This is a genomic window from Streptomyces sp. SCUT-3 (assembly GCF_014083985.1).
Lineage (GTDB): Bacteria > Actinomycetota > Actinomycetes > Streptomycetales > Streptomycetaceae > Streptomyces_H > Streptomyces_H thermolineatus.
This window is the reverse complement of the sequence record NZ_CP046907.1, coordinates 1,465,746-1,486,837: the sequence shown is the minus strand read 5'-3', so window position 1 is coordinate 1,486,837 and position 21,092 is coordinate 1,465,746. Positions and strand designations below refer to the sequence as shown.

16 protein-coding genes are annotated in these 21,092 nt (G+C 73.9%); 11 read left to right on the top strand and 5 right to left on the bottom strand.

What is annotated here, in order from left to right:
- Nucleotides 1-71: 71 nt before the first annotated feature.
- Entirely contained in the window at nt 72-995 is a 924-nt protein-coding gene (locus tag GQS52_RS06450; RefSeq protein ID WP_182312241.1) for a glutamate ABC transporter substrate-binding protein, read from the bottom strand.
- Between the two features lie 20 nt (nt 996-1,015).
- Nucleotides 1,016-1,792, bottom strand: coding sequence for an amino acid ABC transporter ATP-binding protein (locus GQS52_RS06445; RefSeq protein WP_182312239.1), 777 nt, complete (start codon nt 1,790-1,792; stop codon nt 1,016-1,018).
- Between the two features lie 270 nt (nt 1,793-2,062).
- On the opposite strand from GQS52_RS06445, the gene GQS52_RS06440 reads away from it, so the two are divergent.
- On the top strand, nt 2,063-2,797 hold the full coding sequence (locus tag GQS52_RS06440) for a response regulator transcription factor (protein WP_182312237.1): 735 nt from the start codon (nt 2,063-2,065) through the stop codon (nt 2,795-2,797).
- Nucleotides 2,798-2,809: 12 nt separating this feature from the next.
- A complete protein-coding gene (locus GQS52_RS06435) occupies nt 2,810-4,228 on the top strand; it encodes a HAMP domain-containing sensor histidine kinase (protein ID WP_182312235.1) in 1,419 nt (472 codons plus the stop codon).
- 82 nt (nt 4,229-4,310) lie between these two features.
- Here GQS52_RS06435 and GQS52_RS06430 read toward each other — a convergent pair whose 3' ends face one another.
- Complete coding sequence (locus GQS52_RS06430; protein WP_182312233.1) at nt 4,311-6,206, bottom strand: bifunctional serine/threonine-protein kinase/glutamate ABC transporter substrate-binding protein; 1,896 nt, start codon at nt 6,204-6,206, stop codon at nt 4,311-4,313.
- 174 nt (nt 6,207-6,380) lie between these two features.
- On the bottom strand, nt 6,381-7,397 hold the full coding sequence (locus GQS52_RS06425; protein ID WP_259370626.1) for a TAXI family TRAP transporter solute-binding subunit: 1,017 nt from the start codon (nt 7,395-7,397) through the stop codon (nt 6,381-6,383).
- A gap of 58 nt (nt 7,398-7,455) precedes the next feature.
- On the opposite strand from GQS52_RS06425, the gene miaB reads away from it, so the two are divergent.
- From miaB to hflX, 8 genes are all read left to right on the top strand, one after another.
- Nucleotides 7,456-8,946 (top strand): tRNA (N6-isopentenyl adenosine(37)-C2)-methylthiotransferase MiaB, encoded by a 1,491-nt coding sequence (miaB, locus tag GQS52_RS06420; RefSeq protein WP_182312229.1) that lies wholly within the window; start codon nt 7,456-7,458, stop codon nt 8,944-8,946.
- Between the two features lie 183 nt (nt 8,947-9,129).
- Nucleotides 9,130-9,966 carry a dihydropteroate synthase gene (gene folP / locus GQS52_RS06415; RefSeq protein ID WP_182316253.1) on the top strand — a complete coding sequence of 279 codons (837 nt, stop codon included), beginning with the start codon at nt 9,130-9,132 and terminating at the stop codon, nt 9,964-9,966.
- Nucleotides 9,938-11,191 (top strand): hypothetical protein, encoded by a 1,254-nt coding sequence (locus tag GQS52_RS06410; protein WP_182312227.1) that lies wholly within the window; start codon nt 9,938-9,940, stop codon nt 11,189-11,191. The genes folP and GQS52_RS06410 overlap by 29 nt, the downstream gene beginning before the upstream one ends.
- A gap of 82 nt (nt 11,192-11,273) precedes the next feature.
- Nucleotides 11,274-12,212 (top strand): tRNA (adenosine(37)-N6)-dimethylallyltransferase MiaA, encoded by a 939-nt coding sequence (miaA, locus tag GQS52_RS06405; RefSeq protein ID WP_182312225.1) that lies wholly within the window; start codon nt 11,274-11,276, stop codon nt 12,210-12,212.
- Between the two features lie 102 nt (nt 12,213-12,314).
- On the top strand, nt 12,315-12,824 hold the full coding sequence (locus GQS52_RS06400; RefSeq protein WP_182312223.1) for a hypothetical protein: 510 nt from the start codon (nt 12,315-12,317) through the stop codon (nt 12,822-12,824).
- Between the two features lie 64 nt (nt 12,825-12,888).
- Entirely contained in the window at nt 12,889-13,812 is a 924-nt protein-coding gene (dapF, locus tag GQS52_RS06395; protein WP_259370625.1) for a diaminopimelate epimerase, read from the top strand.
- A gap of 132 nt (nt 13,813-13,944) precedes the next feature.
- Complete coding sequence (locus GQS52_RS06390; RefSeq protein WP_182312221.1) at nt 13,945-16,068, top strand: HD domain-containing protein; 2,124 nt, start codon at nt 13,945-13,947, stop codon at nt 16,066-16,068.
- A 193-nt stretch (nt 16,069-16,261) separates the two neighbouring features.
- Nucleotides 16,262-17,743, top strand: a complete 1,482-nt coding sequence (gene hflX / locus GQS52_RS06385) for a GTPase HflX (RefSeq protein ID WP_182312219.1) — start codon at nt 16,262-16,264, stop codon at nt 17,741-17,743.
- 120 nt (nt 17,744-17,863) lie between these two features.
- Here the strand turns inward: hflX and GQS52_RS06380 are convergent, their stop codons facing one another.
- Entirely contained in the window at nt 17,864-19,036 is a 1,173-nt protein-coding gene (locus GQS52_RS06380) for a hypothetical protein (RefSeq protein ID WP_182312217.1), read from the bottom strand.
- Nucleotides 19,037-19,310: 274 nt separating this feature from the next.
- On the opposite strand from GQS52_RS06380, the gene GQS52_RS06375 reads away from it, so the two are divergent.
- Nucleotides 19,311-21,068, top strand: a complete 1,758-nt coding sequence (locus GQS52_RS06375; RefSeq protein WP_259370624.1) for an IucA/IucC family siderophore biosynthesis protein — start codon at nt 19,311-19,313, stop codon at nt 21,066-21,068.
- The last annotated feature ends 24 nt before the right edge of the window (nt 21,069-21,092 follow it).

The window sequence follows — 21,092 nt, the reverse complement described above, 5'->3', positions numbered from 1 at the left end:
GCAGGTTCGCCCGGCCGCCGGCCGCGCCCCGCGCAGGGGCGCGGCCGGCAGCCGCGCGGATCAGTCGCCGGTCAGTTGCGCTCGAGCGCCGGCGGCTCGTCGGCCGGGGAGCCGGAGAGGCCGAGCGTGGCGTCGTACGCCTTCTTCCAGTCGCCGTTGTCCATGTGGTTCTGCAGCGCGTCGAGCAGGGCCTCCTGGAAGACCTTGTCGTTCTTGGGGAGGCCGACGCCGTAGGGCTCGTCGGAGAACGGCTCGCCGACCACCTTGAGGACCTTGGGCTGCTGGGCGGCGTAGCCCTTGAGGATGGCGTCGTCGGTGGTCACCGCGTCCACCTGGCCGTCGGTGAGCTGCTTGACGCAGTCCGTGTACTTGTCCAGCGCGACGATCTCGGCGCCGTAGTTGCCCTTCTGGATGTTCATCAGGGGGGTGGAGCCGCTGATGGAGCAGACCTTCTTGCCCTTGAGGTCTTCCTCGGACTTGATGGAGTCGTCGTCCTTGCGGACCAGCAGGCTCTGCCCGGCGATGTAGTACGGGCCGGCGAAGGAGATCTTCTTCTTGCGCTCGTCGTTGATCGTGTAGGTGCCGACGTAGTAGTCGACCTGGCCCTGGGAGATCGCGGTCTCGCGGTTCTTCGAGTCGATCGTCTTGTACGTGATCTTGTCGGCGGACAGGCCGAGGTCGGCCGCGATCATCTTGGCGATCTCGATGTCGAAGCCCGAGCGCTCCCCGGTGTTGGGGTCCTCGAAGCCCAGGTACGGCTGGTCGTTCTTGACGCCGATGGTGACCTTGCCGTTCTTCTTGATCCGGTCGAAGGTGTCGGAGCCCTCGAGGTCGACGCCGGAGGCCACCTTGTAGGTGGGCAGCTCCGGGGTCTCGCCGGAGGAGTTGCTCGGCTTGGCGTTGGAGGAGGGGGTGCCCTCCTTGCCGCCACAGGCGGCGGTCGCGGTGAGCGCCAGGACGGCGAAGGTCGCTGCGGCGGTCTTGCGGAACTTCATGGGAGACATCCCTTGCCTTCTCAGTGGTGGAGGATCTTCGACAGGAAGTCCTTGGCCCGGTCGCTCTTGGGGTTGGTGAAGAACTCCTCGGGGCTCGCCTGCTCGACGATCCGGCCGTCGGCCATGAAGAGCACGCGGTTGGCGGCGGAGCGGGCGAAGCCCATCTCGTGGGTGACGCAGACCATCGTCATGCCGTCCCGGGCCAGCTGCTGCATGACCTCCAGGACCTCGTTGATCATCTCCGGGTCCAGGGCGGAGGTCGGCTCGTCGAAGAGCATGACCTTCGGGTCCATGGCCAGCGCGCGGGCGATCGCCACGCGCTGCTGCTGTCCGCCGGACAGCTGGGCGGGGTACTTGTCCGCCTGGTTGCCCACGCCCACGCGCTCCAGCAGCGCACGCGCCTTCTGCTCGGCGGCCTTCTTGTCGGCCCTGCGCACCTTGACCTGGCCGAGCACGACGTTCTCCAGAACGGTCTTGTGCGCGAACAGGTTGAACGACTGGAAGACCATGCCGACGTCGGCGCGCAGCCGGGCGAGCTCGCGGCCCTCGGCGGGCAGCGGCCTGCCGTCGATGCGGATGGTGCCCGAGTCGACCGTCTCCAGACGGTTGATGGTGCGGCACAGCGTGGACTTTCCGGACCCGGAGGGTCCGATGACGACCACGACCTCGCCGCGGGCGATGGTCAGGTCGATGTCCTGGAGCACGTGCAGAGCGCCGAAGTGCTTGTTCACGTTCTCCAGCACGACCAGGGGATCGTCCGCGGGTGCGGCGTCCTTGGTCACAAAGACCTCGGTCATGGGCGGTCAGCTCCGTCTCCGGTCGGCGGGATTGCGCCGACCCTAGTGAGGCGGGGCGACCTGCGTCATCACATCTGAGCGGAAATTGAGCATAACGATACGGCCACCGGCCGTACACGCAGAGTGGATACCGGACAGGGTGGCCGATACCGTCTGCGTAACTTCTCCTCCGCACGGGCGTGATCCGCTTGACGCCGCCCGTACGAATCGGTGTCACTTCACCGGAGGAACGATTCGGGACCGACGGGAAGGCGAAGGAGGAGCAGCGCGTTGCGACTGCTGCTGGTGGAGGACGACGAGCACGTCGCGGCCGCGCTCAGGGCGGTGCTCGGCCGGCACGGCATCGCCGTCACCCACGCGCGGAACGGCGAGGAGGCGCTGCAGGCGCTCCTGCCGGACGGCGGCGACCCCCACCGGGTGGTGCTGCTGGACCTGGGGCTGCCGGACCAGGACGGCTTCGCGGTGTGCAGCCGCATCCGCCGCGTGAGCCGCGTACCGGTGATCATGGTCACCGCCCGCGCGGACGTCCGCTCCCGCATCCACGGCCTCAACCTGGGCGCGGACGACTACGTCGTCAAGCCCTACGACACCGGGGAACTGCTCGCCCGCATCCACGCGGTGAGCCGCCGCAGCTCCGAGGACACCCAGGAGACCCCCCTGCCCAACCCTCCCGGCCACGCGGGTGCCCCCTCCGGCACGGCCGTCCTGGCCCCGGTCGTCCTGGGCCCGGTCACCCTGGAGCAGGCCGGCCGCAGGGTCGAGGTCAACGGCGTGGGGGTCGCCCTCACCCGCAAGGAGTTCGACCTGCTGGCGCTGCTCGCCAAGCGCCCCGGCGTCGTCTTCCGGCGCGAGCAGATCATCAGCGAGGTTTGGCAGACCAGCTGGGAGGGGACCGGCCGCACCCTCGAGGTGCACGTGGCCTCGCTGCGCTCCAAGCTCAAGCTGCCCGCCCTGATCGAGACCGTGCGCGGGGTCGGCTACCGGCTCGTCCCGCCCACGGACTAGGACCGGGCCGCGGTGCGCACCCGACTCCTGGCGATCCTGCTCTCCCTGATGGCCGGCGTCCTGCTCGCCCTGGGCTTCCCCCTGGCGGCCAGCCTGGCCGCCGCGCAGCAGCAGAAGGTCGTCGTCGACCGCATGGACGACGCCGCGCGGTTCGCCGCCGTCGCGCAGTTCGTCACCGCCCGCACCGCCGAGGCGGCCCCGCCCGGCCTGGACGAGGAGGGGAAGAGGGCCACCCTCGCCTCCGAGCTGCGCCGCTACGAGGAGCTCTACCGCATCCGGGCCGGCGTCTTCCACCGCGACCGCGCCCCGATGGCCGTCGCCCCCGCCGGCTGGCGGCTGCCCGGGGACGAGGAGACCGACCGCGCCTTCGAGGAGGCCCTGGACGGGCGGCGCAGCCACGACCCGCCGCAGGCGTGGCCCTGGCGGGACCGGCGGCTGGTCGTCGCCTCCCCGATCGTGCGCGACGGCGACGTGGTCGCCGTGGTGCTCACCGACTCGCCCACCGACGGCCTGCGCTCGCGCATCCTGCACGACTGGCTGGTGCTCGGCGCGGGCGAGGCGGCGGCCATGCTGGTGGCCGTCCTGGCCGCCGTCCGCCTCACCGGCTGGGTGCTGCGCCCGGTGAGACTCCTGGACGCCGTCACCCACGACATCGCGACCGGCCGCCTGAAGTCCCGGGTGGCCCCGGCCGGCGGCCCTCCCGAGCTGCGGCGGCTGGCGGGCTCGTTCAACGAGATGGCCGACCACCTCCAGGACGTCCTGGAGCAGCAGCGCGCGTTCGTCGCCGACGCCTCGCACCAGCTGCGCAATCCGCTCGCGGCACTGATGCTGCGGATCGAGGTCCTGGGCTACTCGCTGCCCGGGGAGCACCGGGCGGAGCTGGCCTCGGTGAAGGAGGAGGGCCGGCGGCTGGCCAGGGTCCTGGACGACCTGCTCGGCCTGGCCCTGGCCGAGCACGCCGAACCCGACCTGAAGATCACCGACATCGCCGAGCTGGCGGCGGAGCGGGTGGCCGCCTGGCAGGCCGCCGCCGGGCGGCAGGAGGTCGCCCTGGCCTACGACGGCCCCGGCGCCGCGACCGGGTGGGCCGACCCGATCGCCCTGTCCAGCGCGCTGGACGCCGTGGTGGACAACGCGATCAAGTTCACCCCCGCCGGCGAGGGGGTGGAGGTGCGGGTGCGGGTGCTCACCGGCACCGTGGAGATCACCGTGGCCGACGGGGGCCCGGGACTGGCCGAGGAGGAGCTCTCCCGCATCGGGGACCGGTTCTGGCGCAGCGGGCGGCACCAGAACGTCGACGGCTCCGGACTCGGGCTGTCCATCGCCCGCGCCCTGCTCACCGCGGGCGGCGGCGGCATCACCTACGCGCCCCGAGACCCCCACGGCCTGGAGGTCACCCTCTCGGTGCCCCGCTCGGCGCCCGTCGTCTGAGCGGCGGCGCGCGGGCCGGCGGGGTGCGGGCCGAAGCCGTGCGGGCCGAAGCCGTGCGGGCATACGGCGTGCGGGCCGGGCGTCAGGGGCGCGGGCACTCCCCCAGCTCCGGCGGGCGGCTGTCGGAGAGCTCGGCGGGGGCCAGCGGCTTGAGGTGCCGGTCGTAGCTCCTCTTCCACGCGCCCGAGTCGATCTGCTCCCTTATCGCCTCGCACACCGCGGCCTTCAGGGCGGGCTCGCCCTTGTGCAGGCCGACGCCGTAGTACTCGATGGCGAAGGGGGCGCCCAGCAGCCGCAGCCGGTCCGGGTGGGCCGCCCGGTAGCCGGCCAGGATGACGTCGTCGGTGGTCACCGCGTCCACCGTGCCGGCCAGCAGTTCGTCCACGCACACCCCGTAGGAGACGCGCAACTGGCGCTTTATGCGGGGGTACTCGTCCTCCAGGCGCTCCGCGGGCGTCGACCTCTCCACGGTGCACACCTGGCGCCCCGCCAGGTCCTCCACGCCGTCGATGCCGTCGGTGTCCTCGCGCACCAGGAAGTCCTGGCCGGCCAGGTAGTACGGCCCGGCGAAGTCCACCTCCTTCTTGCGCTCCTCGGTGATGCTGTACGAGGCGACTATCAGGTCCACCTGGCCGCTGGTGAGCCGGTACTCGCGGCTCTTGGTGTTCACCGTCTCGAACCGCACCTCCTCGAAGCCCAGGCGCTCGGCGACGGCCCGGGCCAGGTCCACGTCGAAGCCCTCGTACTCGCCGGTGGCGGGGTCCACCAGGCGGCTCAGGCCCGGCTGGTCCTCCTTGACCCCCACCAGCAGGTACCCCCTGTCCCGGGCCGCCTGCCAGGTGGGCGAGGAGGACAGCCGGGGGGCGGCCTCCTCGCGCAGCCGCTCCACCCCGTACCAGCCCGCGGCGGCCAGCAGGGCCAGTCCCGCCGCGCCGGCCGCGGCGCGCAGCAGGGCGCGGCGCCGGCGGGAGGCGGCCGGCGGCCGCGGGGCGTCCGGCGCGGCGGGGAGGGGCGACGGGACCGGGGTCCGTTCCAGGTGGACCTCGGTGGTGGTGCCGGCCTCCCGGCCGCCGTCCGTGTCGTTGCGGCCGTCCCCCGCCCGGGCGGGCCGGGGCAGCGGCAGCGGCTGGAGCGGGGTCTCCTGGGCCACGTGCTGCAGCAGCTGCTCCGCCCGCGCGGCGCCCGTGCGGGACTCGGGGTCCTTGACCAGCAGGCCCTCGATCAGGGGGCGCAGGGGCCCGGCGTGCCGCATCGGGGGCAGGTCCGCGTGGCGCACCGCGTGCAGCACCTCGACGGGGGTGGGGCCGCGGAACGGGGCCCGGCCCTCCACCGCCTCGAACAGCGTCACCCCCAGGGACCACAGGTCGGCCGCCGGGGCCGCCTCCCGCGGCCCGTCGGTCCACGGGGAGGCCAGCTCGGGGGCGAGGTACTGCGGGGTGCCCACCGTCTCGTGGCGCCGCGTCACCTGGGCGGCACCCTCGAAGGTCGCGATGCCGAAGTCCATCAGCACCGCCCTGCCGTCCCGGCGGAAGAGGATGTTGTGCGGTTTGACGTCGCGGTGCAGCACGGCGGCGGCGTGCACGGCCCGCAGCCCGCGCAGCACCTCCAGGCCGATCCGGGCCACGTTCAGCGGCGGCAGCCGGTCGTGCTCGCGCAGCAGGTCGGCCAGCGAGTGCGGGTCGACCTGCTCCATCACGATCCACACCTGGCCCTCGGCCTCGATGACGTCGTGGACGGCGACCACGTGCTCGTGGTCGATCCGTGCGATCGCCTCGGCCTCGCGCCGCGCACGGCGCACCCACTGGGCCTGGGTGTCCGGGTCGACCGCGCCCCGGAACAGCAGCTCCTTGACGGCGACCTGGCGGTTGAGCCGCGTGTCGAGGGCTTCCCACACCACACCCATGCCGCCGCGGCCGAGCGGCCGCAGCAGTGTGTAGCGGCCGTCGACGACGCCGCCCGGCGTTCCCCCGGTTCGCATCCTTCGGCCCCCAACAGACGGTGTGAGCAAACAGGTTAGGGCGCCCGTACGGGTAAGCACACGAGCACGGCCCGTTCGTGATCAACCGCATCCCCCGTGCGGGGGGCGGGGGAACCGGGCGGGGGGGCGTTCTCGCCCGGGACGTCCCGGAATCCGTCGCCCTCCCCGCCCGGCTCAGGGTTTGACGGACCGGTAGTAGCGGCGCGCGCCCTCGTGCAGCGGCAGCGGGTCGGTGTAGATCGCGGTGCGCAGGTCGACCAGTTGCGCCGCGTGGACCTGCTCCCCGATCCGGTCCCGGCTGTCGATGACCGTCCGGGTGACCTGCTCGGTCAGCGCCGCGTCCACCCGGTCCGTGGTCACCAGCAGGTTCGCCACCGCGACGGTCGGGACCGCGGCGCCCCTTGGCCACGCCTTTGGGTAGGCGTCGCCCGGCATCACGGCCTGCCGGTAGTGGTTGCGCCCCCCGTCCGCCTGCTCGCGGAGCGGCTCCGCCAGGTCGCCCAGCTGCACCAGGCGGATCGGGAAGCGCTGCGACAGGTTCGACACGGCGGTCGTCGGCAGGCCGCCGGACCAGAAGAAGGCGTCCAGCTCGCCCTTCTCCAGCATCCGCGGCGCCCGGTCTATCCCGACCCGGACCGCCTCGACGTCCCGCGTCGGGTGCAGGCCGGCCGCGGTGAGCAGCCGCTCGGCGATCAGGTTCACCCCGGAGCCGTCCTGGCCGACGCCGACGCGCAGGCCCCGCAGCTCCCGGGCGTTGCGGACCGTCGACGAACGCGCCACCACCAGCTGCAGGTAGTCGTCGTACAGGCGGGCGCAGGCCCGCAGGCGGTCCCGGCCCGCGCCCCGGTAGTCGGCGACCGCGTCGGCCGCGGCCAGGGTGAACGACGCCCGGCCCGAGGCGACCATGTTGATGTTCTCGACCGAGCCGGCGCTCGGTGCCAGCCGGACGTCCACCCCGGGCAGGTCGGTGCGCAGGTCCTCCTTCAGCATGCGCCCGTACCGCTCGTACACGCCGCTGCGCACCCCGGTGGCGACGGTCACCGGGCCCTCGGGCACCGGCGTCCCGGCCGACGGCGCCGACCACCACGCCAGCAGTGCCGCCGCGGCCGCGACCGCGGTCACCGCGGCCACCAGCGCCGCGACGGGGCGGGCGGTCCGGCGGGCGACGGAGGCGGGGAGGAAGGGGCGCACGGTCCCCGATCCTGCCATCCCCGGCCCCCCGGCGGCAGGGGTAGTCTGGTCGACTGAGATGAGCGCGCGAACTTACGAGGTCCGCACCTACGGGTGCCAGATGAACGTCCACGACTCCGAACGCCTCTCCGGCCTGCTGGAGGACGCCGGCTACGTCCGGGCCCCCGAGGGCGCGGCCGAGGGCGAGGCGGACGTCGTCGTCTTCAACACCTGCGCGGTGCGGGAGAACGCCGACAACCGCCTCTACGGCAACCTCGGCCGGCTGGCCCCGGCCAAGGCGAGGCGTCCCGGGATGCAGATCGCGGTGGGCGGCTGCCTGGCGCAGAAGGACCGGGACACCATCGTCCGCAGGGCCCCGTGGGTCGACGTGGTCTTCGGCACCCACAACATCGGCCACCTGCCGACCCTGCTGGAGCGCGCCCGGGTCCAGGAGGAGGCCCAGGTCGAGATCCTGGACTCCCTGGAGACCTTCCCCTCCACGCTGCCCACCCGCCGGGAGTCCGCCTACGCGGCCTGGGTCGCGATCTCGGTGGGCTGCAACAACACCTGCACCTTCTGCATCGTGCCCGCCCTGCGCGGCAAGGAGAAGGACCGCCGCCCCGGCGACATCCTCGCCGAGGTCGAGGCGCTGGTGGCCGAGGGCGTCGTCGAGGTGACCCTGCTCGGCCAGAACGTCAACGCCTACGGCTCCGACATCGGCGACCGCGAGGCGTTCTCCAAGCTGCTGCGCGCCTGCGGGCGGATCGAGGGCCTGGAGCGGGTGCGCTTCACCTCCCCGCACCCGCGCGACTTCACCGACGACGTGATCGCCGCGATGGCCGAGACGCCGAACGTGATGCACCAGCTGCACATGCCGCTGCAGTCCGGCTCCGACACGGTGCTGCGGGCCATGCGCCGCTCCTACCGGCAGGACCGCTACCTGGGCATCATCGAGAAGGTCCGCGCCGCCATGCCGGACGCCGCGATCTCCACCGACATCATCGTGGGCTTCCCCGGCGAGACCGAGGATGACTTCGAGCAGACCCTGCACGTGGTGCGCGAGGCGCGCTTCGCGCAGGCGTTCACCTTCCAGTACTCCAAGCGGCCCGGCACCCCCGCGGCCGTGATGGAGGACCAGATCCCCAAGGAGGTCGTCCAGGCGCGCTACGAGCGCCTCGTCGCCCTCCAGGAGGAGATCTCCTGGGAGGAGAACAAGAAGCAGCTCGGCCGCACCCTCGAAGTGCTCGTCGCCGAGGGCGAGGGCCGCAAGGACGACCGCACCGAGCGGCTGTCCGGCCGGGCCCCCGACAACCGGCTGGTGCACTTCGCCCGTCCCGGCGAGCCGGTGCGCCCCGGCGACATGGTGACCGTGGACGTCACCTACGCCGCCCCGCACCACCTCCTCGCCGAGGGCCCGGCCCGCGGCGTGCGCCGCACCCGCGCCGGCGACGCCTGGGAGAGGCGCAACGCCGGGGAGGGGCAGAAGCCGGCGGGAGTGATGCTCGGCCTGCCCACGGTCGGCGTGCCCGCCCCGTCCCCCGTCCCGGCCGGCGGCTGCGGCTGCGACTGACGCCCCTGCCCCGCGGCGCGCCGCCCCGGCGGGGCGCCCGCGGAACGGGCCGGGCCGTGCGTGCCCGGCCCGCCCGCCCCGCCCCGGTGGCTATCATGATCGTGTCCATGTCGGCCGTTGTCGGAGGCGTTGGAGTTGCTCAAGCTCGGCGAGCACGTGTTCCCCGGTGACAGGCCGCTGGTGATGGCCGTGGTCAACCGCACCCGTGACTCCTTCTACGACCGCGGGGCGTACTTCGCCGAGAACGCCGCCCTCGACGCGGTGTCGGCGGCCGTGGACAACGGCGCGGACATCGTCGACATCGGCGGTGTCCCGGCCGGGGAGTTGACCGAGGAGGTCAGCACCCGGGAGGAGATCGCGCGGGTCGCGGGTTTCGTCGCACGGGTGAGGAAGCGCCACCCGGGGCTGGCGATCAGCGTCGACACCTGGCGCCACGAGGTGGCGGAGGCGGTCTGCTCGGCCGGCGCGGACCTGGTCAACGACGCCTGGGGAGGCGCCGACCCGCTCACCGCGGCGGTCGCCGCCGAGTGGCGGGTGGGCCTGGTGTGCACCCACGTCGGCGCGCAGGCCCCCCGGACGGACCCCAAGAAGGTCAGCTACCGGGACGTCACGGCCGAGGCGATCGGGAAGACCGTCGCCCTGGCTGAGCGGGCGGTGGCCCTCGGGGTGCCCCGGGAGTCGGTCCTGATCGATCCCGCGCACGACTTCGGCAAGGCCACGGCGCACTCGCTCGAGGTGACGCGCAGGCTCGGCGAGATGACCGCCACGGGGTGGCCCGTGCTCGTCGCAGTGAGCAACAAGGACTTCATCGGCGAGACCCTCGACCTGCCGGCCCGGGAGCGGGTGCTGGGCACCCAGGCCACGCTCGCCGTCTGCGCCTGGCAGGGCGCGAGGGTCTTCCGCGTGCACGACGTGGCCGAGGCGAGGACGACCCTCGACCGGGTCGCGGCGATCCGGCACGCCGGGGAAGCACACCGACCAGGGGGAATGGATGATCGGACCGCAGCGACCCGACACTGACGGCGGAGGGGGCACCGCGACGGCCGCCGACCCGGACGGCTGGCGGGAGCCGTTCCAGCGGTTCTGCACCGCACACCTGGAGGTCGACGTCCGGCGGGCCGCGGCCGAGGTCCTCGACCACCCCGGCGGCCGCACGGCCGTCGTGGAGCACCACGCGGACCCGGACGACCCGCTGCGGCCGCAGGTGCTGCGGCTGGCCCGCCACGACGTCTTCCGGCGCGTCGACGCCGGGCAGCCCTGGACGGCCGCGGCGGCGGAGTGGATGTCGGCGGTGGACGCGACCTGGCAGGAGTCGGCCTCTTATTGCGCGGACGTCGCCTGGTACGCGCGGCAGGCCAGGGCGAGCGTGCTGCTCTCCCTGGACGAGGACACGGTCCTGCACGAGGACCCCTCGACCGTGACCGGCCGGAGCCTGGTCCACCTGTACCTGTGCGGGCTGCGCTTCGACTTCCGCTGCGCACGGATCACCGACTTCTTCAACCGCTTCGCCCGCCCGCTGGAGGAGCTGGACCCGTACACGCGGAGCCTGCACGCGTTCGGCCTCCTCGGGCAGGGGGACGAGCACGGCCTGCGGTGCATGGACGACGTCCTCGCGGCCGACTCCTCCAACGTCAAGCTCCTCCACGCCCTCATGCAGGGCCTGTGGCTCGGCGAGGAGCTGCCGGGGCAGGCGGAGCGGATACTGGAGATCCTGCAGCGTCCCCACTTCTCGGCGCGCAACGACCCCATCGCGCTGCTGCGCGAGGCGTACGCGTACCGCAAGCTCGGGGACTTCGCCCGGGCCCGCGCGGCGATCGAGCGGGGCATGGCCCTGCTGGACCCGACGGCGGTCGAGGTCCACGAGCAGTTCGGCCGCGAGCGCGATTCGATCCTGGCCGCCCAGGAGCTGCGGGCGCAGGCCCAGCGGGACCTGGAGGCACTGCGGAGCGTCGTCACCGAGGAGATCGACCGGGCCCGGCGCGAGATCGGGACCGCGGTGGCCGAGGGGGTCCGCGAGTCGCGCAAGGCGGTCGAGAGCGGGCAGCTGAAGGTGGTGGAGGTGCTCAGCGTCTTCACCGCCCTCATCGCCCTGCTGGCCGGCTCGGGCGCGAGCGTGGTCATCGGCTCCCTCGCCTGGTGGCAGAGGGCCGTGCTGATCCTCGTCACGGCCGTGGCGTGCTGCGGCTTCTTCCTGATCCTCCGGCACCTGGTCGGGGTGCGGACGCCCCCCGGGCGGGACCGGTGACCCGGGGGCGGAGGGCCGCGGCCGGCGGGCCGCGCCCGGCGGCGCGTGCCGGCCGGCCCTCCGGGTTTGGGAGACTGTCCGGGTGAGCAGCGCAGCATCCCACCCCCGAGTCGTCGCGGTCGTCGGCCCCACCGCCGCCGGAAAGTCAGATCTGGGCGTCGCCCTCGCCCGGGCCCTGGACGGCGAGGTGATCAACGCGGACTCCATGCAGCTGTACCGCGGGATGGACATCGGGACGGCGAAGCTCACCCTCGCCGAACGCGAGGGCGTCCCGCACCGCCTGCTGGACGTGTGGGACGTCACCGAGGCCGCCAGCGTCGCCGAGTACCAGCGCATGGCCCGCGCCGAGATCGACCGGCTCCTGGCGGACGGCCGCACCCCCGTGCTGGTCGGCGGGTCGGGCCTGTACGTGCGGGCGGCCGTCGACGCCCTGGAGTTCCCCGGCACCGACCCGCGGGTGCGGGCCCGGCTGGAGGCGGAGCTGGAGGAGCACGGCTCCGGCGTCCTGCACGCCCGCCTGGCCTCGGTCGACCCCGAGGCGGCCCGCGCCATCCTGCCGGGCAACGGCCGCCGGATCGTCAGGGCCCTGGAGGTCGTGGAGATCACCGGGCGGCCGTTCAGCGCCAGCCTCCCCGGCCACGAGGCGGTCTACGACACGGTGCAGATCGGCGTCGACGTCGCCCGGCCGGTCCTCGACGAGCGCATCGCGCTGCGGGTCGACCGGATGTGGGAGGCCGGCCTCGTCGACGAGGTCCGCTCCCTGGAGGCCGCGGGGCTGCGCGAGGGACGCACCGCCTCGCGCGCCCTGGGCTACCAGCAGGTGCTGTCCTTCCTGGCGGGGGAGTGCACCGAGGAGGAGGCCCGGGCGGAGACCGTCCGGGCGACCAAGCGCTTCGCCCGCCGCCAGGAGTCGTGGTTCCGGCGCGACCCGCGCGTGCACTGGCTGGCCTCCGCGGACCGACCCGGCGGTACGCGGGCGGAGCAGGCCCTGGCACTGGTCGAACGGGCGGTCACAGCCTGATCACGTGATGGCCACGGGACGCTTCGGGAGCCCGTCGGAGGCCCTCGGCCGTGCCATCATCGACCGCGAGCACGGGCTGCGGTGTCGACTTCGGGAGGGCGCGTGGCGATGGAGGCCGGCCCCCGGGACAGACCGTACGGCGAGGGCGACGAAGGGGCCGGGACGGCCCTGCCCGTCCCGTCGCCCGCCGTCGGCGTCGAGGACGGCCCCGCGGACGACGACCCCGGGACGGGCGGGGGCGGGCCGGACGACGCCCCCGGTGCCGCTGCCGCCGGCCAGTCGTTCCGCGAGCTCAGGCCGCCGCGGCGCCTGCGGGTCTGGCAGATCGCCCCGATCGTCGCCCTCGGCATCCTCGGCTCCCTGATGTTCGCCTTCCCCCTCGCCTTCGAGATCAGCGAGGGAGGCGCGGTCGTCGCCATGCTCGGACTGCTGCTCACCTGCGCCTCCGCGGGCTGGGGCGCCGTGGCCGCCCGCAGGGTCGGCCACGCCCTGCCCGGGCTGCCGCCCCGCGGCTCCGGCCGCCGCGCGGACTGGCGGGTGATCGTCGCCTACACCGCGGTCACCGCCGCGGTGGTGCTGCTGGCGGCCTGGCGCGTGGCCCGCCTGCGCTGAGCCCGCCCACCGAGCCGGCCCGCCCGGCGGGGCGGCGGTCCGGACGCGGACTACGATCGGCAGGGTGACCCATGCGCAGCACGATGACCCCGACGGCGGAGTGCCGTTCCTGAAGGGGCACGGCACCGAGAACGACTTCGTGATCCTCCCCGACCACGAGGGGCGGCTGGACCTGCCGGCCGCGCTCGTCGCCCGGCTGTGCGACCGGCGCGCCGGGATCGGCGGCGACGGACTGCTGCGGGTGGTCCGTTCCGCCGCCCACCCGGAGGCCGCGCCGATGGCCGACCGGGCCGAGTGGTTCATGGACTACCGCAACGCCGACGGCAGCGTCGCGGAGATGTGCGGCAACGGGGTGCGGGTCTTCGCCCGCCACCTGGTCGACGAGGGCCTGGCCGAGCCCGGGGACCTGGCGGTCGCCACCCGCGCCGGAGTGCGCCGGGTGCACGTCGCCGGCCCGGGCCCGGACGGAACCCCGGGCGACGTCACGGTGGACATGGGGCGCGCGGTGCTGCCGGACAGCACCGGCGTCGAGGTCTCCGTCGACGGGCGCGCCCCCCGGCCCGCCCGCAACGTCAACATGGGCAACCCGCACGCCGTTGTCTTCGTGGACGGCCTGGACGAGGCCGGCGACCTGTTCCGCCCGCCGCTGGTGACCCCGCCGGCCGCCTACCCCGACGGCGTCAACGTCGAGTTCGTGGTGGACCGGGGACCGCGCCACGTCGCCCTGCGGGTGCACGAGCGCGGCTCCGGGGAGACCCGCTCCTGCGGCACCGGGGCCTGCGCCGTCATGGTCGCCGCCGCCCGCCGGGACGGGCACGACCCGGCTGCGGACGGCGTCCCCGTCACCTACACCGTGGACGTCCCCGGAGGGCGCCTGGTGATCACCGAGCACCCCGACGGCCGGATCACGATGGCCGGCCCGGCGGTGGTCCTGGCCCGCGGCACGATCGACGCCGGATGGTGGCGCGCGGGCGCCGGGGCGCACTGACCGAAGGTCGCCCGAAAGAGTGATACAGATCATGCCGGGCGGGAGCGGTCGGGAGCGGGTGGACGGGCTCGGTAGCATCAAGCACCGGCGAGGGACCCCGTACTGCGCCGGGGACTGCTGCCGGAGGTGCCCATGAGCGTAGAGACCACGCATTCCGCCCACCGCAGGCTGGGCCTGGGCAAGGCCGATCTGCGCAGGCTGGGCCGGGCCGCCCTGCGCGGCGGCTCCAGGGCCGGCACCCCCGACGCCCTCGAGCACGTCGTCCAGGCGCACCGGGCGCACCACCCCCGTGCCGGCGCGGCCGACCTGTCGGCCCTCCGCCGCGCCTACGTCCTGGCCGAGGCGTCGCACCGCGGGCAGATGCGCAAGAGCGGCGAGCCGTACATCACCCACCCGCTCGCGGTGACCCTGATCCTCGCCCAGCTCGGCGCCGAGACCACCACCCTGGTCGCCTCCCTGCTCCACGACACGGTCGAGGACACCGAGGTGACCCTGGAGCAGGTGCGCGAGGAGTTCGGCGAGGAGGTGGCGTACCTCGTCGACGGCGTGACCAAGCTGGAGAAGGTCGACTACGGTGCGGCCGCCGAGCCCGAGACGTTCCGCAAGATGCTGGTGGCCACCGGCGACGACGTGCGGGTGATGTCCATCAAGCTCGCCGACCGCCTGCACAACATGCGCACCCTGGGCGTGATGCGCAGGGAGAAGCAGGAACGCATCGCCAAGGTCACCCGCGACGTCCTCATCCCGCTGGCCGAGCGGCTGGGCGTCCAGGCGGTCAAGACCGAGCTGGAGGACCTGGTGTTCGCGATCCTCCATCCGGAGGAGTACGCCGCGACCCAGGAGGTCCTGGCCGCCCACGAGGCCCTGACCGATCCCCTGGAGGCACTGGCCGTGCAGGTGCGCGCGGTGCTGCGGGACGCGGGCATCGAGGCGGGCGTGTCGGTCCGCCCCCGGCACTGCGTCTCCGTGCACCGGGTGCGCGCGAAACGCGGCAGCGAGCCGGGCGGCTACGACTTCTCCCGCCTGCTGGTCGTCGTCGAGGAGGACGCCGACTGCTACGCGGTCCTGGGCGAGCTGCACACCTGCTTCACCCCGGTGATCGCCGAGTTCAAGGACTTCATCGCCGCCCCGAAGTTCAACCTCTACCAGTCCCTGCACACCGCCGTGGCCACCGACGGCGGCCACGTCGCCGAGGTCCTGGTGCGCACCCACCGTATGCACCGCGTGGCCGAGGCCGGCGTCGTCGCGCTCGGCAACCCCTACCGCGCCGCCGAGGAGCCCGAGGCGGCGGAGGCCGAGGGCGAGCGGAGCGACCCGACCCGGCCCGGCTGGCTCTCCCGGCTGCTGGCCTGGCAGAAGGAGGTGCCGGACGCCGACTCCTTCTGGCGGGCCCTGCGGGCCGACCTCGCCGAGGAGGGCGAGATCACCGTCTTCCGCGCCGACGGCGGAACCCTGGGGCTGCCCCGCGGCGCCACCTGCGTCGACGCCGCCTACGCGCTGGGGGAGGAGGAGGGCCACCGCTGCGTCGGGGCCCGGGTCAACGGCCGCCTGACCGCGATGGCCACCGTCCTCACCGACGGCGACACCGTCCACCTGCTCCTGGCCGGGGAGGACGGGGACAACGGCCCCGCCCCGGAGTGGCTGGAGCACGCCACCACCCCCGCCGCGCGGATCGCGATCACCCGCTGGCTCCAGAACCACCCGCCCGAGGACCGGCAGGCGGAGAAGGGCGCCGGCCGCCGCCCCGCCCTGCGCGGCCCGGTGCCCCCGCGCGGGGAGCCGGCCGCGGGCACCGCCGTCCTCAGCGGCCACCCCGACGCCCCCGTGCGCCTGGCCCGCTGCTGCACCCCGGTGCCGCCGGACGAGATCACCGGCTTCCTCACCCGCGGCGGCGTCGTGGCCGTGCACCGGACCGGGTGCTCCGCCGCGGAGCGGATGACGGGGGACGGCCGCAGCGCCGTAGGGGTCGACTGGCTGCGCGGCGCGGACGCCGGCTACCGGGCCACCCTGCACGCCGAGGCCCTCGTGCGGCCCCGGCTGCTGGCGGACGTCACCGCGGCGATCGCGGGCGAGGGCATCGCCATCGTCTCCGCCACCGTGGAGCCCCCGCAGGACCAGCTGGTGCGGCACACCTACACCGTCGAGCTGCCCGGCGCGGACGCCCTGGCCGGGCTGCTGCGCGCCGTGCGCCGCGTCCCCGGCGTCTACGACGTCTACCGGGCCCGGCGGGACGCGCAGACGGACACCCCCGACTGACCCCCGACCGGCCCCGCGGGGCCGCGGGGCCGCGCCGCGCCGCGCCGAATATCGCGTGACGCCGCACGGGGGGCGTGCGACCATCGATGCGCGGCCCCGGCCCGGCCGGGGAATCTTCGCGGACCACCCGGTGTTGATCCCGGTGCGGGCGAGCAGAGCCGCACGCCCCGTCCCCTCTCAGCCGAAGGACACGATGACCTCTATTCGCGAGAACCACCGAAGCACTTCCCGGGACCTGCGGGCCGAAGCCCTGATGGACGAGGACGCCGCGGTGGACCGGTGGATCGACGACGAGCGGGACGGCGACCAGTTCGACCGCGCCGACCGCGCCGCGCTGCGCCGGGTGGCCGGCCTGTCCACCGAGCTCGAGGACGTCACCGAGGTCGAGTACCGCCAGCTGCGCCTGGAGCGGGTGGTACTCGTCGGTGTGTGGACCTCCGGCTCCCTGCAGGAGGCCGAGAACTCCATGGCGGAGCTGGCCGCCCTGTCCGAGACCGCCGGCGCGCTCGTCCTCGACGGCGTGATCCAGCGCCGCGACAAGCCGGACCCGGCCACCTACATCGGTTCCGGCAAGGCCGCCGAGCTGCGCGACATCGTGCTCTCCAGCGGCGCCGACACCGTGGTGTGCGACGGTGAGCTGACCCCCGGCCAGCTCATCCACCTCGAGGACGTCGTCAAGGTCAAGGTCGTGGACCGCACGGCGCTGATCCTGGACATCTTCGCCCAGCACGCCAAGTCCCGGGAGGGCAAGGCGCAGGTCTCGCTGGCCCAGATGCAGTACATGCTTCCCAGGCTGCGCGGCTGGGGCCAGTCGCTGTCCCGGCAGATGGGCGGCGGCGGCAGCAGCGGGGGCGGGGGCATGGCCACCCGCGGTCCCGGTGAGACCAAGATCGAGACGGACCGGCGGCGGATCCGCGAGAAGATGGCGAAGATGCGCCGGGAGATCGCGGAGATGAAGACCGGCCGCGACCTCAAGCGCCAGGAGCGGCGCCGCAACAAGGTGCCCTCGGTGGCGATCGCCGGGTACACCAACGCGGGCAAGTCCTCGCTGCTCAACCGGCTCACCGGCGCGGGCGTCCTGGTGGAGAACGCGCTGTTCGCCACCCTGGACCCGACCGTCCGGCGGGCCGAGACGCCCAGCGGCCGGCTCTACACCCTCGCCGACACCGTCGGGTTCGTGCGGCACCTGCCGCACCAGCTCGTCGAGGCGTTCCGCTCCACGATGGAGGAGGTCGCCGACGCGGACCTCGTCCTGCACGTCGTGGACGGCTCCCACCCCGAGCCCGAGGCCCAGCTGGCCGCCGTGCGCGAGGTGTTCCGCGAGGTCGGGGCGGGGAACGTCCCCGAGATCGTCGTGATCAACAAGTCGGACGCCGCGGACCCGCTGGTGCTCGCCTCGATGCTGCGCCGGGAGAAGCACGCGGTGTGCGTGTCGGCGCGCACCGGCCAGGGCATCGACGAGCTGCTCGCCCTGATCGACGAGGAGCTGCCCCGCCCCGAGGTGCGGCTGGAGGTGCTGGTCCCGTACACCCGCGGCGACCTGGTCTCCCGTGCGCACCGGGACGGCGAGGTCGAGTCCGAGGAGCACACCGAGCACGGCACCCTCCTGAAGGTCCGGGTGGACAGCGTGCTCGCCGCCGAGCTGGAACCGTTCGTGCCGGCCGTCCGGGACTGACCGCCCCGGGCCGCCCGCCCCGTTGCGGGAGGCCGTGCACGACCGGAACAAGGGCCGGGGCCCGTGCCCTCCCCCAGCGGGGAGGGGACGGGCCCCGGCCCTTGTCCGTGGTGCGCCGGCTCAGTCGCCGGCGTGCTCCTTGCTCATCTTCTTGTAGAGCGCCTCGGCCTCCTCGCCCAGGCGCGGACCCGCCAGCCAGGTGTTCTCCGTCGGGCCGATGGAGGTGTTGCTGACCAGCGCCGGCTTTCCGTCCGGCCCGGTGGCGTACCAGCCGCCGCCGCTGGAGCCGCCGGTCATGGTGCAGCCGATGCGGTGCATCGTCGGCTGGCCCTGGAACAGGGACAGCCGGCCGGGGGTGTCCTCGCAGCCGAACATCAGCACGCCGTCGTAGGGGGGAGCGGCCGGGTAGCCCCAGTTGCCGATCTGCCCGATCTCCGAGCCGAAGGGCGCGTCGAACCAGATCGGCAGGGCGGCGCCGACGGTCTCCTCGAGGGACTTGCCGTTGCCCGCGGGGTTCTTCACCTTCAGCACGGCGAAGTCGTACGGCGCCCCGTTGGCACCGGTCTCCGTGCCCTGCGCGATCCACTCGTCGGAGGTCTTGGCGTCCTCCACCCACCACTGGCCGTGCGGGAAGATCTGCTCCTCGGTCGCGGTGCTGCCCCTGGGGAGGGCCCCGTTGTTGTAGGCGGGGGCGAACATCAGGTTGCGGAGCCAGCCGCCCTTGGAGCCGGTGTGGACGCAGTGGCCCGCGGTCCACACCAGGTTGCTCTTGCCGGGGTGCGCCGGGTCCTCGACCACGGTCGCGGAGCAGACGCCCTGGCCCTCGGGGGTGTCGAAGAAGAGCTTGCCCGCCGCGGGCGCGGTCCTGGTGTAGGGCGTGGCCACCTTCGCGGCCCGGACCGGCTCCGGGTCGGGGTCGGTGGCCCCCTGGTCGGCGGCGATGTCCTCCTCGACCGGCTTGTCGTTCCCCTCCGCCCCCTCGGCCCGCTCCTGGTCCCACAGGTCCTCGATGATGGGGTTGATGAAGTGGGCGGCCTCGCGGGCCCAGTTCTCCCAGTCCTTCCAGCCGCCCTTCTTCCACTTCTCCAGCTCCTCGGCCGTGGTGGGCAGGCCGCTGGGGAGGTCGGAGGGCAGGCTGGTGGGAAAGCCCGACGGGAGCTTGATCTGGTCGTCGGCGGTCGCGGCGGCGTTCGGGTCGCCGTTGTCGTCCTCGGGTCCGCAGGCGGTGCCGGTGAACGCGACGAGCGCGACTGCAGCCACCGCCAGCGCCGCCGGGCGGCGTATCGATCGCATGGGTTGTGGATCCCCCTGTTGTGAACTTGTCATGGCCTCGCGCGCGGAGGCGAGGTCCCACTATGCCGTTCCGGGGGAGGACCGGCCCAACCGGGTCGGCGGTTCCGCCGGAGACCCCCCGAACGGTCGGTGACCCAACTACCTTACGTCCCAAAGGGGTTGCACCATGTCACATCGATAAGGTAAGCCTTGCCTCACTGACGGGTCGACGGGGCCCGCGGACCGTTCGCCCAGCGCCACCGGCATCCGACCTCGAACCGACAGGAGCGCCACCGTGCACCGACCGTCCCAGCCGCACCCCGGACCGTGGCGCCGCGCCTCGCAGCGTCTCCTGGCCAAGATGCTCGCCGAGTTCGCCTACGAGGGGATGACCGAGCCCCGTCCCTGCCCGGACGCCCCGGGCACCTACCTGCTGCCCACCGGAGAAGGCACCGAGTACCGCTTCCGCGCCGAACGCGGGGCCTACGGCCACTGGCGGGTCGACCCCGGCAGCATCACCCCGGACACCGACCCGGTCCGCTTCCTCGTCCGGGCCCGCGACACCCCCCTCGGGCTGGACGGCGGAACCCTCGGCCACCTCGTCCGCGAAACCCTCGCCACCCTGGCCGCGGACGTCCGCCTGGACGGGAGCGCGGCGACCGCCGCCGAACTCGCCGACCTCGGCCACGCCGAACTCGAGGGCCACCAGAGCGGACACCCCTGGATCGTCGTCAACAAGGGCCGCATGGGGTTCTCCGCCGGCGACGCCGAACGCTGGGCTCCCGAGGCCCGCACCCCCGCGGCCCTGCCCTGGATCGCCGTCCACCGCGACCTCGCCGCCTACCGGGGCACCGCCGCCCTGGCCGACCCGGCCGCCCTCTACTCCCGCGAACTCGACGAAGGCACCAGGGACCTCTACCGCCGCACCGTCGCCGCCCGCGGCGCCGACCCGGACGACTACCTGTGGCTGCCCGTCCACCCCTGGCAGTGGGACGAGACGATCGTGCCGCTGTTCGCCGAGCACATCGCCGACGGCACGATCGTCCCCCTGCCCACCGACGGCGACCTGCGCCTGCCCCAGCAGTCGATCCGCACCTTCCTCAACACCGACCGCCCGGACCGGCACACCGTCAAACTGCCGCTGTCGGTGCTCAACACCCTGGTCTGGCGCGGCCTGCCCACCGAACGGACCCTCGCCGCCCCCGCCGTGACCGCCTGGGTCCACTCCCTGCGCGACAACGACCCCTTCCTGCGCGACGGGACCCGCGTCGTCCTCCTCGGCGAGGTCGCCTCGGTGGCCGTCCCCCACCCCGTCTACGACGGCCTGCCCGACGTCCCCTACCAGTACCGCGAACTCCTCGGCGCCATCTGGCGCGAACCCCTCCACCGGTACCTCGACCCCGGCGAGCGCCCCCGCACCCTCGCCGCCCTCCTGTCCGTCGACCCGGCCGGCCGCGCGCTCACCGCCGAACTCGTCGCCCGCTCCGGCCTGGCCCCCGCCGCCTGGCTGCGCAGGCTCTTCGCCGCCCTGCTGCCGCCGCTGCTGCACTTCCTCTACCGCTACGGCACCGTCTTCTCGCCCCACGGCGAGAACGCCGTCGTGGTCTTCGACGACCACGACGTCCCCGTGCGGCTCGCGGTCAAGGACTTCGTCGACGACGTCAACGTCAGCGCCGCGCCCCTGCCGGAACTGGAGGACATGCCCGCCGAGGTCTCCGCCGTCCTGCTGCGGGAGCCGCCGGAGTTCCTGTGCCAGTTCATCCATTCGGGGCTGTTCGTCGGCGTCTTCCGCTACCTCGCCCCCCTGTGCGAGGAGCAGCTCGGCGTGCCCGAGGGGGAGTTCTGGCGCATGGTCCGCGAGGAGGTGCTGCGCCACCAGGAGCGCTTCCCCGGGCTCAAGGAGCGGTTCGCCCTGTTCGACCTGCTCACCCCGAGGATCGAGCGGCTGTGCCTCAACCGCAACCGCCTCCACCTCGACGGCTACCGCGACCGCCCCGACCGCCCGCACGCGGCGGTCCACGGCACCGTGCCCAACCCCCTGCACGCTCCGTGACGGACCGCTCCCCGGTGTCGGGGG